Source organism: Kribbella sp. NPDC005582, assembly GCF_040605415.1.
In the GTDB taxonomy this organism is placed as follows: domain Bacteria; phylum Actinomycetota; class Actinomycetes; order Propionibacteriales; family Kribbellaceae; genus Kribbella.
Genome location: NZ_JBEXCU010000001.1, coordinates 2,032,826 through 2,047,915, shown reverse-complemented (window position 1 = coordinate 2,047,915; position 15,090 = coordinate 2,032,826). Strand labels below are relative to the sequence as shown.

The following is a 15,090-nucleotide window of genomic DNA, read 5'->3' as shown; positions in this document are numbered from 1 at the left end:
GCCCGCTCGTCGACCCGCTCGGCGGGTCGCTCGTCCGCCTGCTCACGCGGTCGCTCCACTGCATGATCTGGTGCCCGCTCCGCCAGGCGCTCGTCCTGCTCCGCGAAGCGCACATCCGGCCGCTCGGTGGGGCGCTCATCCGTCTGCTCGACCGCTCGCTCGGTGGGGTGCTCGTGCGACGGCTCAACCGATCGGTCGCCTGGATGCTCCCCGGCGCGCTCATCAGCCCGCTCGACCGACCGCTCCATCGGCCCGTCGGCCGGCTGCTGCATCTGCTGCTCGTCCGGCCGTCCGACCGGACCATCCACCGGTCGCTCGACCGCCTGCTCCACCTGCCGCGGTTGCTCGGCCGCTCGCTCCACCGGCGGCTCGAACGGTCGCGCGGACTCAGCCGGATAGTCGCGGTACGCCGGCTGCTCGTCGTCGGCAGGCTCGGGGTGGTGCTGATCGCTGTTCCAGCTCGCGGTCTGGTCGGTCCGCCACTGCGATCCGGAGACGGACGGCGCAGCCGCGAAGTACGACGTACTGGTCGGCTGCTCGGGAAATCCGGTCGGCTCGGGCGCCGGGGGAGTCTGGCGCAGCGGCGGCTGGCCGGTCGGCAGCTCGGTGGCTGCTCGCTCGAGTTCGGTGCGGTATTCGTCCGGCTCGGCACGCGGCGCGAGCGGCTCGGGCATCGGAATCGGCAGCGACGGGCTGAGGTGGTTCTCCGGCCGCGGCCGGCGCGGGGCCGGCGGCGGGACCAGGAAGTCGAGCTGGTCCGGAGTCGGGGCGTGCGGAAGCTCGGAGCGGAAGTCGGTACCCGGCTCCGGACGCAGGTCGGCGTTCGTCGTACCGGGCTGTTCGCCGGAACCCAGCGTGTACCGGTTCAGCGGTGGTTCGCCGTCGCCGCGGTACTTGTCCTCAGGTTGGTCCACTCCTGTGTATTCCGCCGCCGTGTACTCCGTACCGGCGGAATGGTCCTCGACCACGCGTTGCTCCCCGAATCCATCGCTGCGGTGGCCGGTGCCCTCCGGAGGGTTCCTCCGGTGACGCGACCTTGGACCCGACACCGCGCTGTCCACACGGTTGTCCACAGTTGTGAACGACGGCTGGTTCGGGTTGGTTACCGATTGCGGAGTGCGGGACCTCTGGTGTGAGGGGCTGACGCTAACAAGTCCGCCCACGCTGCTTCAAGCCGTCATCCACAGGCTATGGACCGCAAATTGGGGGCAACCTGCGGCGTGTCGGGTGGACGCCGGAGCGTAGTCGTGGTGCGTGGTTGCAGTTGGTGATCAATCTGATCACTGTGTGACGACCCGCGTTTTCCCCAGCCGTCCACTATTCTGTCCACAGGGCCTGTGGATAATTCTGGGGATACCTGGTTTGACCTGTCCACAGGCGTCCACGTACCGTGGATCGGTCGGTGTTGAACCGGCCCTTTCGTGCTGCGCTCCCGGCGGGACCACCTCAGGATTCCGATGGCGTGCAGGACCGCATCAGCGGTAGATCCGATTCCTGGATCTACCGACCATCGAGTTCTCGAGTAACCGGAGTCATTCCAGTGAGCAAGCGGACGTTCCAGCCGAACAACCGTCGCCGGCACAAGAAGCACGGCTTCCGTCTTCGGATGCGCACCCGTGCGGGGCGCGCCATCATCGCCGCCCGTCGCAACAAGGGCCGTCAGCGCCTCGCGGCCTGAGCGACCCTCGACGGTGACCACCCCGTGTTGCCTGCGTCGAACCGGTTACGCCGGTCCGACGACTTCCGTCGCGCCGTCCGTGCAGGTCGGCGAGCCGGTCGGCGCACGGTGGTGGTCCATTTGTTGCCTCCGGCCGGACCGGACCACGCCCGGTCCGAACCCTCCCGTGTCGGATTCGTGGTGAACAAGGCGGTGGGCAACGCGGTTCTGCGTAACCGTGTCCACCGCCGTCTGCGCGCCGTGATGGCCGCGCGACTGTCCGAGCTGCCGCCCGGCAGCCTGACCGTCGTCCGCGCCCTGCCGTCGTCCGCTTCGGCGTCGTACGACGACCTGGTCGCGGACGTCGACGGCGCGCTGAGCCGGTTGTCGGGCCCACGATGACGTTCACGGCGGTTCTCCGTAATCCCGCCAAGAGTGGGATCATCGGTTTTCTGAAGTTGTACCGGCTGCTGATCAGCCCGTTGTACGGGCAGGTGTGCAGGTTCTACCCGAGTTGTTCGGCGTACGCCCTCCAGGCGGTCGAGCGCCACGGTGCGGTGCGCGGTAGCTGGCTGGCGGCGAGGAGACTCGCCCGCTGCCACCCGTGGAACCCCGGCGGCTACGACCCCGTTCCACCCACAGATGTCGACCACCGCGGAGACACGCTCTCCGCCAATCAGCCCGGGCCGTCGGCGGACGCCGGGCCTGTGCAGCGAGGTGCTTGAGTGATTGATCTGATTGTCCCCCAATTCGCCTTGTGGGACGGGATCGTAGACGTTTTCAACGCCGTCATGACGCCGCTGTACTGGGCGGTCTCGGCGTTGCTGGTCGGGTGGCACTGGCTGCTCTCCCAGGTGTTCGACAAGGACAGCGGCTGGGCGTGGGCGCTCTCGATCGCCGGTCTGACGATCGTCATCCGGACGCTGCTGATCCCGCTGTTCGTGCGGCAGATCCGCTCCAGCCGGAACATGCAGCTGCTGCAGCCGAAGATGAAGGAGCTGCAGAAGAAGTACGGCCATGACCGGGAGAAGCTCGGTCAGGAAATGATGAAGCTGTACAAGGAGACCGGGACCAACCCGTTCTCCTCGTGCCTGCCGCTGCTGCTGCAGTCGCCGATCTTCCTGGCCCTGTTCCGGGTGCTGGACTACGCCTCGAAGGGCAACGTCCACTCCGAGATCATGCGGCCGTACGTGAGCTCGCTGCAGCACGCGAAGATCTTCGGTGCGGAGATCTCGCAGACGTTCCTGAAGGCGAACGGACCGGGCGCCGGCAACGTCAAGGTCGTCGCGATCGTGCTGATCATCCTGATGACGGCGACGATGTTCACCACCCAGCTGCAGCTGATGCGCAAGAACATGCCGAAGGAGGCCCTCGAGGGCCAGGCGGCGCAGATGCAGAAGATCATGCTCTACGTCTTCCCGATCTTCTTCCTGATCGGTGGCTTCAACTTCCCGATCGGTGTGCTCATCTACTGGTTCGTCTCGAACCTGTGGACGATGGGCCAGCAGTTCTACGTGATCCGCCGCAACCCGGCCCCCGGCACGCCGGCGTACGACGCCATGGAGGCCCGCAAGCGTGAGCACAACAAGCGCGCCGGGCGTCCGGCCGACGAGGGCCTGGCCGGTGCCGCCGACGCGGACGGCGACACCCTGACCGACCGTCGTCCGGCTCAGCGTCAGCAGCCGAAGCGGCAGTCGCGGAGCACGCGGAAGACCGAGCCGACCACCGCCGCCAACGGGCAGACCGCCTCTGGTCAAAGCTCCGATGCGGAGACGTCGAAGCCTGCGCAGCAGAACGCTGCCAACAAGCCTCAGGCCGGTGCTGCCAAGAAGCAGCCGGCTGGCAAGAAGGGATCGGGTGCCAAGCGCCAGCCCGCGGCGAAGACCGCCGCGCAGCGTCGGGCCGCCCAGAAGAAGCCGGGCGGTTCGCGCTGACCCGCGCCTGCCGCTGAGCTTGCTGCTGTGCCCTTGTTGCTCTGATTGACCCTGGGTCCCCGTGGGGCGGGCCTCGACATGATGAAGGAGTTGCCGTGACCGACGGCCTGGACAAGACCGAGACGGCGAAACCGACCGCCGCGGACCGACTGAAGGCACTGGAGGCGGAGAGCGACATCGCCGCCGACTACCTCGAAGAGCTGCTGGACATCGCCGACCTGGACGGCGACATCGATATGGACATCGACGGCGACCGCGCCGCGGTGTCGATCGTGGGCGCCGACCTGAAGAACCTGGTCGGCGAGAACGGCAAGGTCCTGGAGGCGCTCCAGGAGCTGACCCGGCTGGCCGTCTACCGGGAGACCGGTGAGCGGTCCCGGCTGATGCTCGACGTCTCGAACTACCGGGCGAACCGGAAGGCCGAGCTGGAAGAGGTCGGTCGGAAGGCCGTCGACGAGGTGAAGGCCTCCGGTGCACCGGTCCGGCTCGACCCGATGACGCCGTTCGAGCGCAAGGTCGTCCACGATGTCGTGGCGGCCGCCGGCCTGACCAGCGAGTCCGAGGGCGAAGAGCCCCGGCGTCGCGTCGTCGTACATCCCGCGTGATCGTGTCGCTGTGACAGATTCCGTTTCACGTGAAACGCCGCCGCTCGTGGAGAAGTTGTATCCACGGGCGGCGGCGCCGCTTACGGCCTATGCCGAACTGCTCGCCACCGAGGGCACCCTCCGTGGCCTGATCGGCCCCCGCGAGGTCCCCAGGCTCTGGGAGCGCCACCTCCTCAACTGTGCGGTCCTCGAGCGACTGGTCCCCGAAGGCGCCTCGGTCGCCGACGTCGGTACCGGCGCCGGCCTCCCGGGCATCGTTCTCGCGATCGTTCGCCCGGACCTCCAGGTAGCCCTCGTCGAACCGTTGCTCCGCCGTACGACGTTCCTCGAAGAGGCAGTCGACGCGCTCGAGCTCGACAACGCCACCGTCGTCCGCGCCCGGGCCGAGGATCTACCTCGCGCGTCGTACGACGTGGTGACTTCGCGAGCCGTTGCTCCATTGGGCAAACTGGCAGGGTGGTGCCTGCCGTTGTGCGCCGAAGGGGGACTGATGCTGGCGATGAAGGGATCGTCCGCCGAGGAGGAGCTGGAGGCCTCCGAGCGCGAACTCGCGGCCCTGGGTGCCGAACTCTGGCACATTCATCAACTCGGCACGGATGAACTGGCCCAGCCGACGACTGTGGTGAGTATTGTGGCCGGACGTGCTGCAGGGGGTTCCCGGCACGGCGGACGCAGGAGGTGAGTGGGTTGGTGAGTCGTGCCCTCGGGTGGCCCGAGAAGAGCACCGGAGAGCCGCCGAAGTCACAAGGCATCGGCTGGCCCACCGCCCCCTCACCAACCACCCCCGACACGCCCACCTCCGGCACCGACTCGACCGCCCCCCAGGCAGTCACCCCAGAACCAACCGCGCCGGACGCCGTGACCTCCGACCCGCCCACGCAGGATCCGAACACCCCCGAGCCGGCCGCGGCGGACCTACCTGCATCAGAGCCAGCTGCTTCCGAGTCGGCTGCATCCGAGCCAGCTGCATTCGAGTCGGTTGTATCCGAGCCGGCCGCGTTCGAGTCGGCCACATCTGAGCCGGCCGCATCGGACTTACCGGCTTCAGCTGCGGCAGTGGACTCTGCGTCCGCCGATCCGGTGCCAGCCGACTTGGTGCGAATCGGCTCAACGCCGACCGACTCCTCGCCCCACGAAGGATCTGCCACGACGACAGCCGCGGACCCGACAGCACCGGGCCCCGACAGCGCCGGCCCCGCCGCACCCGGCTCCGCCTCCGCTGAGGCGACGCCCACTGAGCTTGCCTCCGCGGCGCCGGCCTCCGCCGAGGTGGTCAATGGGCAGCGCACCGTGGTCGAGCCCGCCCTCGTTCGTCCTGCCGTGGCGGAGTCCGCCGAGGCTCATTCTGCCGCCGTTCGCCCGGTCGTGGTCGAGCAGGCCGCCGTCCAGTCGGCCGTCGAGCCGGCGTCGACAGCGCCGGCGGGTGTCGAGTCGACTGAGGTTGCTTCGGCACCCGCGCCAGCAGGGCCGGCCGATGTCGCGCCTCCGGAATCGGCTTCGTCTGCCGCTGCTGACTTCCACTCAGGCTCTGATCGGTCGGCGCTTCGGGCCGCCGCGGCGAGTGGTCTCGATCTCACTCCGCCGTCCACGCCGGATCCTGTTTCACGTGAAACGGAGAGTTCGGGAGATGATGGCGTTTCACGTGAAACGGCGTCCCTTGTGGATGCCGACACGGACCTTCCCCAGTCTCCACTGCCTGTGGATGACGACCGCATGAAACTGCCCTCTTACACGGGGATTCATCCACAGAGGCCTGTGGATGAACCTGGGGGCAGACCCGCACCAACCCCCACTGACATCCTCTTCGGGCCAAGTCCCGCACCTATTGGAATGGGCGCTATGACTGCCGCACAGATCGCCGCGCGGGCCACGTCGGACGAGCTTCAACGACGACTTCTCGAGACTCCGATCGCCGCCGCCACCGAACGGACCCTGCTGGTGAATGAAGGACGCACAATGGGCCGCGAGTTCCCGCTGCCTGCCGAGACCCGGGTGTTCGTCGTGGCGAACCAGAAGGGTGGCGTCGGCAAGACGACCACGACGGTGAATGTCGCCGCCGGCCTCGCGCTGTACGGCGCGCGGATCCTGGTGATCGACCTCGACCCGCAGGGCAACGCCTCTACCGCTCTGGGCATCGACCACTCCGAGGGCACCCCCGGGGTCTACGAAGCGATCATCGAGAACGAGCCGCTGAGCAAGCTGCTTCAGCCGTGTGCCGAGCACCCCGGCATCCAGGTCGTCCCTGCGACGATCGACTTGGCCGGCGCCGAGATCGAGCTCGTCAGCATCGTGGCTCGGGAGAGCCGGCTGAAGCGAGTCCTCGACGCGCACCTGGCCGAGACCGAGGCCGCGGGCGAGAAGTACGACTACGTCTTCATCGACTGCCCGCCGTCGCTCGGCCTGCTGACGGTGAACGCGCTGACCGCGGCCCGCGAAGTACTGGTCCCGATCCAGAGCGAGTACTACGCACTCGAGGGTCTGTCCCAGCTGCTCCGCCACATCGACATGGTGAAGTCGCACCTGAACCCCGGGCTGGATGTCTCCACGATCCTGCTCACCATGTACGACGCTCGCACCAAGCTGGCCGGCGAGGTCGCCGCCGAGGTTCGTGGGCACTTCCGCGACGCCGTACTGCGGACCGCGGTCCCGCGCTCGGTGCGAATCTCCGAGGCTCCGAGCCACGGGCAGACCGTGCTGGCCTACGACCCGGCCTCGGCCGGTGCGCTGTCGTACCTCGAGGCCTCGCGTGAAATCGCCATGCGGAACAACCTCGAGGGAGCCCGATGAACACTCGACTCGGTCGCGGCCTGGGAGCGTTGATTCCCAGCAATCCCACGCCTGGTACCCCGATGACGCTCGGCACCAAGTCCAGCTCGATTCCCGGCGCACCGCCGGCGAAGCAGCCGGAGACCGAGCTGGCCGCCGTTCCGGGTGCCGAGTTCGCGGAGATCGAGGTCGGGAAGATCACCCCGAACCCCAAGCAGCCGCGCTCCGTCTTCGACGAAGAGGCGATGGAGGAGCTCGTCCACTCGGTGAAGGAGATCGGCCTGCTGCAGCCGATCGTCGTACGCCGGCTCGAGGACGACAAGTACGAACTGGTGATGGGGGAGCGCCGCTGGCGCGCCACCCAGGCCGCCGGCCTCACCACCATCCCGGCGATCGTGCGGGACACCTCCGACGACGTCATGCTCCGCGACGCGCTCCTGGAGAACCTGCACCGCAGTCAGCTGAACCCGCTCGAAGAAGCGGCCGCGTACCAGCAGATGCTCGACGACTTCGGCTGCACGCAGGAAGTCCTCGCCACGCGGATCGGGCGTTCGCGTCCGCAGATCTCCAATACTCTTCGGTTGCTGAAGCTCCCTGCCGGCGTCCAGCGTCGCGTTGCTGCCGGTGTTCTGTCGGCCGGTCACGCTCGCGCTCTGCTCGGGCTCCCCAGTGGTGACGCCATCGAGCGGCTTGCGCAGCGCATCGTCGCTGAGGGCCTCTCGGTGCGGACGGTGGAAGAGATCGTCGCCCTCGGCGACATGAACGCGGAGGACCCGACGCCGGCTCGGCGCCGCAAGAAGCCGATCGCGCCGCGCCTTGTGGAGCTCGGCGATCGGCTTTCCGACCGCTTCGAGACCCGCGTGAAGGTCGACCTGGGGAAGACCAAGGGCAAGATCACGGTCGAGTTCGCCTCGATCGACGACTTGGAGCGCATCGTCACCCTCATGGATCCCAACAAGCCTGAGAGCTAAGCCAGGCTTGCAGTAGCCGCTCGGATGGCGTGCAGACCGGTCGAGCGGCGCAACTGCGGCTCGCAGCAGCGGTGATGTGCAGCCTGCGGCGCTACTCGCCGAGGCGTGATGTGGTGCCCCCGGGCGCAGCGGCGATTCGCTTGGTCAGGGTTTGGGTCTGGGACTGATGTGTGGGGTCTGAGGCCGGGCCGGGCCATGCCGTTGGCGGGTTCCGGCTGAGCCGGTCGACCTGGTGACGATCCGGCTGCGAGTCGGCTCCCGCTTCGGCTATCGGGGTCGCGAGCTGCCGCCATCCAATTGTATCGAGCGGGCCAGCCGCCAACGGTCGGCGAGGCTGCGCAAGTCGACTGTGGCGGCGGCGGATGCGACGGGTCGGTCGGATGCGGTGGGGTGTGCTGGGGAGGTGGCGCGCTGACCTCGGCTCGCGGCCTGGCTGCTGGCCTCGGCCGCACCGTCGCCGAGTCTGTGTGTGTCGAAGTCCTTGGCCCGAGCGGGGCCGAGCGGGGCCGAGCGGGGCCGAGCGCGCTGAGCGGACTGAGTGGACTGAGTGGGCCGTGTGGGTCGAGCGGGCTGAGCGGGTCGAGTGGGCTGAGCGGGTCGAGTGGGCTGAGCGGGTCGAGTGGACTGAGCGGGTCGAGTGGGCCGTGCTGGTTTCTGGCGGACGGGCGCGCCGTACCGGGCCGCCCGCTGAGTGCGTGGGCTCTCGGGCCCTCACATGGTGGGTGGCACTCGCGGCCGAGGTGTGCGGAGGCAAGCGGGCGCGAGTCGGCTGAAGGTGAGTGGCCCGAGCGGAGTGGGGGCAGAGGCCGCGGGCACCGTTGGCGGGTAGTAGCCGGGCTGTGCTGAGCTGGTTGTGGTGGCAGCCTCGTGACCAAGCGCCTGGCCGACTTCGGCATCTCGCGAGGGCTGGTGCAACCGGCTGTGCAGGGGGTTGGTGCGCATAGCCGGCTGGTGATGAATGTCTCTGGCCGGGTCATGGGGTGGCCTGCCGATGGGCGTCCGACTGGCGACGGAGCGCTCGAGGAGGTGCACGGCGGCCTGGCGTCTCGGGTGGCTACCGAGGCACGGGGTTGGTGATGGGTCGAACGCGCAGGCTTGCGGGTCGGCGGCGGGGTGGTCTTCGGCGACCTCGGAATTCCTCTGGGAGACGGATTCTGCGGCGCCTACGACGGGTCCAGTTTCTGGCGGGCGGTTTGGTGGGGTGCTGAGGATCGCGTTCTCGGAGGAATATCGGCATCCGCCACCCTCGGTCTATATGTCGACAAAACTACTTGGTGATACGCGGCGTGGTTCCACGTGAAACATTCTTGGTGGCTCGGATGAGATAGGAGGCCGGCAAGTGGGTCGGGCTGGTGAGGCCGGCGTATATGTCGGGAACGGGAGACTCGGTGAAGTGGGTTAGGTAAAGGCCTGCCGACAGGAGGGCGGTGATGATGTCGGACGGGGGCCAGATGTAGGCGGTGAAGGTCGGCGGATTGGGAGCGTCGCGGGCGCCGGCGGGAAGCTTGGCGTTGTGGATGGTGGGGCGCGGGGTGGTGCGGCTGAAGTAGTCGGCGGTGAGGGTGAGGGTTTCGGGACCAGTGACGGCGAGGACTTCCCAGAGGGGGTGGTGGTCGGCGATGAGGACCGAGCCGTCGGGGTGGAGTCGGTCGGCGATGAGAGTGGCCCAGGTGGTGAGGTCGGGGACCCAGCAGATGGCGCCCCAGCTGAGGTAGATGAGGTCGAGGTCGGTCAGGTCGGCCGGGAGGTTGAACATGTCGGCTCGGCGGAAGTCGACCGGGATACCAGCTTCGACGGACTTCGCGCGGGCGAGGCCGATGGCGACCCCGGAGATGTCGATGCCGGTGACCGAGGCGCCCAGGGTGGCCCAGGAGAGCGCTTCGTCGCCGCAGGAGCAGGCGAGTTGAAGGACACGGCGGCCGGTCACGTCACCGGCGGCGGCGATCTCTTCGGCGCTGAGGGTCGAGCCGCCGGCGGCGAAGAACGCGGCCGGCCGGCCGGGGCGGGCGTGGTGGATCGCGTTCCAGCTGACCCTGTTAGCTGCAGTGACGTCGTGCAGTGCGGGGTGCGGTGAGCCGGTGTCGGCGGAGGGGTTCACGCCCCCGACGGTAGGGGCGTGGGCAGCAACCGCCCAACAGGTTTAGCGGCCGAGGAGTTCGTGGGTGGTCTTGCGCTCGGCGTAGAAGCTGAGGAACGGGATAGTGCCGGCGACGGCCATCAGGGCCAGGCGCGGGAGCGACCAGCGCACGCGGCGGAAGAGGTCGAAGGTGGCGAGGAGGTAGACCATGAACAGGAAGCCGTGCAGGGGGCCGATGACGTTCATGGCGCCGGGGTTGTCGGCGAAGTACTTCAGCGGCATCGCGACGAACAGCAGCAGAAGCAGCATCACGCCGACGATGTAGGCGATCACCCGGTAGCGGGTCAGCGCGCCGCGGACGGCGGGGGTGAGCTGCGAACTGGCGGTGGCGGGATCTGAAGTCACGCTGAAACGGTACCGCTCGACTCCACAGGCTCGGACGCCTGGTCCGGGTCCGGCTGGTCGTCGTCGTCCTCGGTCGAACCGCGGTGTGCGTCGAGGACCATTCGGGTCCACATCCACAGCGTGAACGCGGCGAAGATCCACCACTGGAAGGCGTACGCCACGTTGCGCAGACCGGCGTGATCCGTCGGGGGAGCGGGCGGCGTCACCGCGGCCGGCGCCGGTGCCGGCACCGAGCCCGCCTCCAGCGAGGTCTGTACGACGAAGGCGTCGTACAAGCGATAGTTGACCATGTGCACGAGCGTGGGGATCCGGAGCGATGACAGCACCCGGCCGCGTGCCGCATCACCGGATGAGTCGGCGGCCTCGGAGGCCACCACCGAACCGGACAGCTGCACCGGCCCACTCGGCGCCGTGACGGCGGGATCGTCCACCGATGCCACCCAGCCGCGGACGACCATCACGGCACCGTTGTCGAGCTTTACCGGGCTGACCACCCAGAACCCGTCCTGCGATCCGTTCCGCCGATCGGCGATGAAGACCTGGTCCGCCGCCGGACCCCAGGTCCCCGCAACGGTCACCCGTCGTCCGACCGCCTTCGCCGGCAAACCTTCATCGACGGAGAAGAGTGACTGCAAAGGGATCGGTGCAGCCAGAGCCTGCTTCGCCGTGGCCTCGGCGGTCTTCGACCGATAGACGTCGAGCTGCCACACCCCGAGCACAGACATCACCGCGGCGATCGCCAGCGCGAGCAGCAACAGCGCCGACCAGCGCGGTGACAGCGCCGTCCGCCACAGCGGCCGTGCGGGGTCGGGCGAGCTCATCTCAACGAGCCGCGGCCGCAGCCAGCAGGTCGCGGCACAGCACACCGAGCTCGATCCCGGCGGCCTCGGCGGCCAGCGGAACCAGCGACGTCTCAGTCATCCCCGGCGCCACGTTGACCTCCAGGAACCACGGCACACCGTCAGCGTCGACCACCAGGTCGGAGCGCGACAGGTCCCGCAGTCCCAGCGCCACATGCGCCGTCACAGCCGCAGCAGCGCAAGCGCCGGCGACATCAGCAGCCACCCGAGCCGGTACGACGAACTCCGTCGCACCCGCCGTGTACCGCGCCTCGTAGTCGTAAAAACCCGAGTCCGGCACGATCTCGACCGCCGGCAGCGCGCGCGGTCCGTCGCCGGTGTCGACCACCGTGACGGCAACCTCGATGCCGTCGATGTACCGCTCGATGAGTGCGACCGGTCCGTAGGCGTAGCAGTTCACCATCGCGGACGGCAGTTCCTCCGCGGAGCGCACGATCGACGCACCCAGCGCCGACCCACCGCGAGCCGGCTTCACCACGAGCGGCAGACCGATCTGCTGCACGACCGCCTCCATCAGCGCGGCCGCACCCAGCTCGCGGAAGGTGTCATGACCGAGGACGACCGACTCCGGCGTGTACAGCCCGGCCTTGCCGACCATCGTCGCCGCGACCGGCTTGTCGAAGGCCGTGCGGCAGGCGGCCGCGTCAGCGCCGACGTACGGAACGCCGTACAGGTCGAGGACCTGACGCAGGGCGCCGTCCTCACCGGTGACTCCGTGCAGGACGGGGAAGATCGCGTCCGGGGCGTCTTCGCGCAGCCGGTCGACCAGGCTCGCGTCGACATCCCGCTGCTCGACCTCGACACCGACGCTGCGCAAGGCTTCGGCGACCCGGCGGCCCGATCGCAGTGAGACATCCCGCTCATGCGACAGCCCGCCGGCCAGTACCAGCACTCGACCCAGATCACTCATCACACATTTCCCGATCACTAGAAGGCGACATCCGGCGGGCGCCGGTCCCGAGGCCCACTGGAACGGTACCGCTAGCGAATCGATGATCTCCCGCCGCCTGGAGATCCCTGGCAGAACCTTTGCCCAGAAGGGCTGACGCAGCAGGGCTAACTGAGCTCGGGCCCCGGCGCCTCGTAGCCGTGGCTCGTGCCGGGTTGCAGCGGCCCGAACGTGTGCCGGAGCTCCAGCTCCTCGTTGATCACCGCGGCCAGCCGCGACACACCTTCGGTGATCCGCTCCGGCGTCGGATGGCAGTACGACAAGCGCATGCACTGAGAGCCGAAACCGTCGGAGAAGAAGGCGGTTCCGGGCACATAGGCGACCCGCGCCGTGACGGCTCGCGGCAGCATCGCCTTCGCATCAAGGCCTTCCGGCAACGTCAGCCAGACGTAGAAGCCACCACCGGGCTTCGTCCAAGTCGTTGCCGCCGGCATCTTCTCGGTCAGCGCCGCGAGCATCGCGTCCCGGCGCTCGCGGTACATCTCGCGGAACTGCTTCACCTGGCCGAGCCAGTCGTGCCTACCCAAGTACGACGAGATGGCCAGCTGACTGAACACCGGCGGACACAGCGTGGCCGATTCCTGAGCCAGCACAAGCTTCTCCCGCACCGCGTGGGGTGCAACCACCCACCCGACCCGGAAACCCGGCGCGAACGTCTTCGAGAACGAGCCGAGGTAGATGACACCCTCACGGTCCTCGGCCCGCAACGCGCGCTGCGGCTCACCGTCGAAGCCGAGCAGACCGTACGGGTTGTCCTCGAGAATCAGCAGGTTCGCGGCCTGGCAGATCTCCAGCACCCGCTTGCGCCGCTCGTCGGACAGCGAAACCCCGGCCGGGTTGTGGAAGTTCGGAATCGTGTAGAAGAACTTGATCTTCTTGCCGGCCGCCCGCACCGACGCGATCGCCTGCTCGAGCGCCTCCGGTACGACGCCGTTGTCGTCCATCGCGACGTGGACGACCTCGCACTGGTACGCGCGAAACACGCCCAGCGCCCCGACGTACGACGGCGCTTCGCAGATCACGACGTCACCCGGATCGCAGAACACCCGCGTCACCAGGTCGACCGCCTGCTGGCTGCCGACCGTCACGCAGACGTCGTCGGGGTGCGCCTCGATGCCCTCGAGCCGCATCACGTCGCAGATCTGGTCCCGCAGGCCGGGATCGCCCTGGCCGGAGCCGTACTGCATCGCGGTGGCGCCGTGGTCGATCACCAGATCGCGGACGGCGCTACCGACGACGTCGAGCGGCAGACCGCCGATGTTCGGCATCCCGCCGGCCAGTGAGACCACTTCCGGCCGACTGGCGACCGAGAACAGGGCGCGGATCTCCGATGCGGTCATGCCCTTGGTCCGTGCTGCGTACCGGTCGACATAGCTGTCGAGACGGGTCTGCCGGACATCGGGCACGTCAGCGCTCACGGAGCCACTCCACAAAGGTCTACGAGGGGAAGGTCACCAGGCTAACCCCGATAGCCCGAACGCGCCTGGGCTGTGGAACGGCGCGACCTCTCACTACCATGCCTTATAGGGGCAGTACGGCGGAAGGTGGACAAGGATGAGCGTGGGCAAGGCAGCCGGCTGGACGCTCGGCGGGCTGCTGTTCGGGGTGCTGGCCGGCTTCGCCGGTGAGCTCTTCCGGCGGCAACCAGCCGCGAAGGTGCAGCAACGCTACGTCGCCCCGCAGGCGGCAGAGACCCCGGACGTGCGGCCTCCGGCCCCCGCTCCGGCTCCGGCGACCCGCTAGGACGACGGGCACTGAACGTGACCAACGTAACAGTCCGCAATTCGGTGACCAAGACGGAGTCCTGATGACTCGACGGCTGGAACCGCTGACACTCGCCACTCTGAGCGAGCTGCCTGCGCCATGCCGTGACTGTGTGTTCTGGGAGCTTGACCCGGTGGCCGCTCGGCAGGCCCGCCGCAACGCTGACACCGCGCTGGAGAAGGAAGCGTGGCTGTCCCAGGTCCTCCTCGACTGGGGATCGGCCGGAGTGGTGCTGTACGTCGACGACGAGCTCGCCGGGTATGCGGTCTACGCGCCGGCGGCGTACCTGCCGCGGACCCAGGCGTTCCCGACCGCGCCGGTCAGTCCGGACGCCGTCGTACTGGCGACGGGGAGGATCCTGCCGCGGTACCTCGGGCTCGGGCTCGGCAAGGTGCTGGTGCAGGCGGTCGCCAAGGACGTGCTCAAGCGCGGCTTCCGAGCCGTCGAGGCGTTCGGCGACTCACGCTGGGACGGACCTGGCTGTGTCTGGCCGACCGATTTCCTGCGCGCCGTCGGTTTCGCCGTGGTCCGCGAGCATCCACGGAACCCGAGACTCCGGCTCGACCTGCGGTCCGCGATCACCTGGCGCAGCGAGATGGAGGCAGCGGTCGAGCGCCTGATGGGCGCGATCCGGCCGGAGCCCGCCGCGCCGCCGGTGACGGTGCGCGAAGCCACACCGCCGGCCCGGACACACTGAGATGCAGTGGCGCCTCCTGGCGGACGTGATGCTGATCTTGCACGCCGCCTTTCTGCTGTTCTTCGTCCTCGGTGGCTTCCTGGCGTGGCGCTGGCCCAAGGTGATCTGGGCGCATCTGGCGGTCGCGATCTGGAGCGTTGCGATCGTGCTGATCGACTACGACTGCCCGCTGACCGGCGCGGAGAAGTTCTTCCTGCGTCGTGGCGGCGAGGACGTCTACGCCGGCGGCTACATCAACCACTACCTCGACGGCACGATCTGGCCCGAGGGCGGCACCCCGGTCGCGGAGAAGGTCGGCTTCGCGCTGATCCTGATCTCGTACGTCGGCTTCTTCGTCCTGCGCCGGCGATCGAGGGTCGCGTCAGTGGATTCCCCGAGGTGAAGAACCCGTCCAGGCCGGAGAAT

16 protein-coding genes and 1 pseudogene are annotated in these 15,090 nt (G+C 68.4%); 11 read left to right on the top strand and 6 right to left on the bottom strand.

The window, feature by feature from the left end:
• On the bottom strand, positions 1-968 hold a 968-nt coding region (locus tag ABZS29_RS10170), incomplete at its 3' end, for a hypothetical protein (RefSeq protein ID WP_355460359.1).
• 572 nt (positions 969-1,540) lie between these two features.
• On the opposite strand from ABZS29_RS10170, the gene rpmH reads away from it, so the two are divergent.
• The 8 genes and pseudogenes from rpmH to ABZS29_RS10130 all read left to right on the top strand — a co-directional run bounded on the left by rpmH (position 1,541) and on the right by ABZS29_RS10130 (position 7,933).
• Entirely contained in the window at positions 1,541-1,678 is a 138-nt protein-coding gene (gene rpmH, locus ABZS29_RS10165) for a 50S ribosomal protein L34 (RefSeq protein WP_132165595.1), read from the top strand.
• Between the two features lie 24 nt (positions 1,679-1,702).
• The gene (rnpA, locus tag ABZS29_RS10160) at positions 1,703-2,059 is read left to right on the top strand and encodes a ribonuclease P protein component (protein WP_355460357.1); all 357 of its coding nucleotides are present in this window, start codon (positions 1,703-1,705) and stop codon (positions 2,057-2,059) included.
• Positions 2,056-2,382: a membrane protein insertion efficiency factor YidD gene (gene yidD, locus ABZS29_RS10155; RefSeq protein WP_355460355.1), complete on the top strand. Its 327-nt coding sequence runs from the start codon at positions 2,056-2,058 to the stop codon at positions 2,380-2,382. Before rnpA ends, yidD begins: the two co-directional genes overlap by 4 nt.
• A gap of 3 nt (positions 2,383-2,385) precedes the next feature.
• Positions 2,386-3,369: pseudogene (gene yidC, locus ABZS29_RS10150) on the top strand (membrane protein insertase YidC); the annotation flags it as partial.
• A 317-nt stretch (positions 3,370-3,686) separates the two neighbouring features.
• The gene (locus ABZS29_RS10145; RefSeq protein ID WP_355460353.1) at positions 3,687-4,196 is read left to right on the top strand and encodes a R3H domain-containing nucleic acid-binding protein; all 510 of its coding nucleotides are present in this window, start codon (positions 3,687-3,689) and stop codon (positions 4,194-4,196) included.
• Between the two features lie 46 nt (positions 4,197-4,242).
• Positions 4,243-4,878: a 16S rRNA (guanine(527)-N(7))-methyltransferase RsmG gene (rsmG, locus tag ABZS29_RS10140; protein WP_355460854.1), complete on the top strand. Its 636-nt coding sequence runs from the start codon at positions 4,243-4,245 to the stop codon at positions 4,876-4,878.
• Positions 4,879-6,035: 1,157 nt separating this feature from the next.
• Positions 6,036-6,983: an AAA family ATPase gene (locus ABZS29_RS10135; RefSeq protein ID WP_272949644.1), complete on the top strand. Its 948-nt coding sequence runs from the start codon at positions 6,036-6,038 to the stop codon at positions 6,981-6,983.
• Positions 6,980-7,933 (top strand): ParB/RepB/Spo0J family partition protein, encoded by a 954-nt coding sequence (locus ABZS29_RS10130; protein ID WP_355460350.1) that lies wholly within the window; start codon positions 6,980-6,982, stop codon positions 7,931-7,933. Before ABZS29_RS10135 ends, ABZS29_RS10130 begins: the two co-directional genes overlap by 4 nt.
• A gap of 1,267 nt (positions 7,934-9,200) precedes the next feature.
• Here the strand turns inward: ABZS29_RS10130 and ABZS29_RS10125 are convergent.
• From ABZS29_RS10125 to ABZS29_RS10105, 5 genes are all read right to left on the bottom strand, one after another.
• Entirely contained in the window at positions 9,201-10,031 is an 831-nt protein-coding gene (locus ABZS29_RS10125; RefSeq protein WP_355460348.1) for a methyltransferase domain-containing protein, read from the bottom strand.
• Between the two features lie 42 nt (positions 10,032-10,073).
• On the bottom strand, positions 10,074-10,415 hold the full coding sequence (locus ABZS29_RS10120; RefSeq protein ID WP_355460346.1) for a DUF3817 domain-containing protein: 342 nt from the start codon (positions 10,413-10,415) through the stop codon (positions 10,074-10,076).
• A complete protein-coding gene (locus tag ABZS29_RS10115; RefSeq protein ID WP_355460344.1) occupies positions 10,412-11,236 on the bottom strand; it encodes an SURF1 family protein in 825 nt (274 codons plus the stop codon). The genes ABZS29_RS10120 and ABZS29_RS10115 overlap by 4 nt, the downstream gene beginning before the upstream one ends.
• Before the next feature lies 1 nt (position 11,237).
• Entirely contained in the window at positions 11,238-12,185 is a 948-nt protein-coding gene (locus tag ABZS29_RS10110) for a D-alanine--D-alanine ligase (protein ID WP_355460342.1), read from the bottom strand.
• Between the two features lie 146 nt (positions 12,186-12,331).
• Complete coding sequence (locus tag ABZS29_RS10105) at positions 12,332-13,642, bottom strand: PLP-dependent aminotransferase family protein (protein ID WP_355460341.1); 1,311 nt, start codon at positions 13,640-13,642, stop codon at positions 12,332-12,334.
• 136 nt (positions 13,643-13,778) lie between these two features.
• On the opposite strand from ABZS29_RS10105, the gene ABZS29_RS10100 reads away from it, so the two are divergent.
• The 3 genes from ABZS29_RS10100 to ABZS29_RS10090 all read left to right on the top strand — a co-directional run bounded on the left by ABZS29_RS10100 (position 13,779) and on the right by ABZS29_RS10090 (position 15,067).
• The gene (locus tag ABZS29_RS10100; protein ID WP_355460340.1) at positions 13,779-13,967 is read left to right on the top strand and encodes a hypothetical protein; all 189 of its coding nucleotides are present in this window, start codon (positions 13,779-13,781) and stop codon (positions 13,965-13,967) included.
• Between the two features lie 64 nt (positions 13,968-14,031).
• Positions 14,032-14,685 (top strand): GNAT family N-acetyltransferase, encoded by a 654-nt coding sequence (locus tag ABZS29_RS10095; protein ID WP_355460338.1) that lies wholly within the window; start codon positions 14,032-14,034, stop codon positions 14,683-14,685.
• Between the two features lies 1 nt (position 14,686).
• On the top strand, positions 14,687-15,067 hold the full coding sequence (locus ABZS29_RS10090) for a DUF2784 domain-containing protein (RefSeq protein WP_355460336.1): 381 nt from the start codon (positions 14,687-14,689) through the stop codon (positions 15,065-15,067).
• The last annotated feature ends 23 nt before the right edge of the window (positions 15,068-15,090 follow it).

Coding starts and splice junctions, on each gene's coding strand:
- ABZS29_RS10135 (WP_272949644.1), top strand. CDS start 6,036: ATGACTGCCGCACAGATCGCCGCGCGGGCCACGTCGGACGAGCTTCAA.
- ABZS29_RS10130 (WP_355460350.1), top strand. CDS start 6,980: ATGAACACTCGACTCGGTCGCGGCCTGGGAGCGTTGATTCCCAGCAAT.
- ABZS29_RS10090 (WP_355460336.1), top strand. CDS start 14,687: ATGCAGTGGCGCCTCCTGGCGGACGTGATGCTGATCTTGCACGCCGCC.
- ABZS29_RS10095 (WP_355460338.1), top strand. CDS start 14,032: ATGACTCGACGGCTGGAACCGCTGACACTCGCCACTCTGAGCGAGCTG.
- yidD (WP_355460355.1), top strand. CDS start 2,056: ATGACGTTCACGGCGGTTCTCCGTAATCCCGCCAAGAGTGGGATCATC.
- ABZS29_RS10100 (WP_355460340.1), top strand. CDS start 13,779: ATGAGCGTGGGCAAGGCAGCCGGCTGGACGCTCGGCGGGCTGCTGTTC.
- ABZS29_RS10110 (WP_355460342.1), bottom strand. CDS start 12,185: ATGAGTGATCTGGGTCGAGTGCTGGTACTGGCCGGCGGGCTGTCGCAT.
- ABZS29_RS10115 (WP_355460344.1), bottom strand. CDS start 11,236: ATGAGCTCGCCCGACCCCGCACGGCCGCTGTGGCGGACGGCGCTGTCA.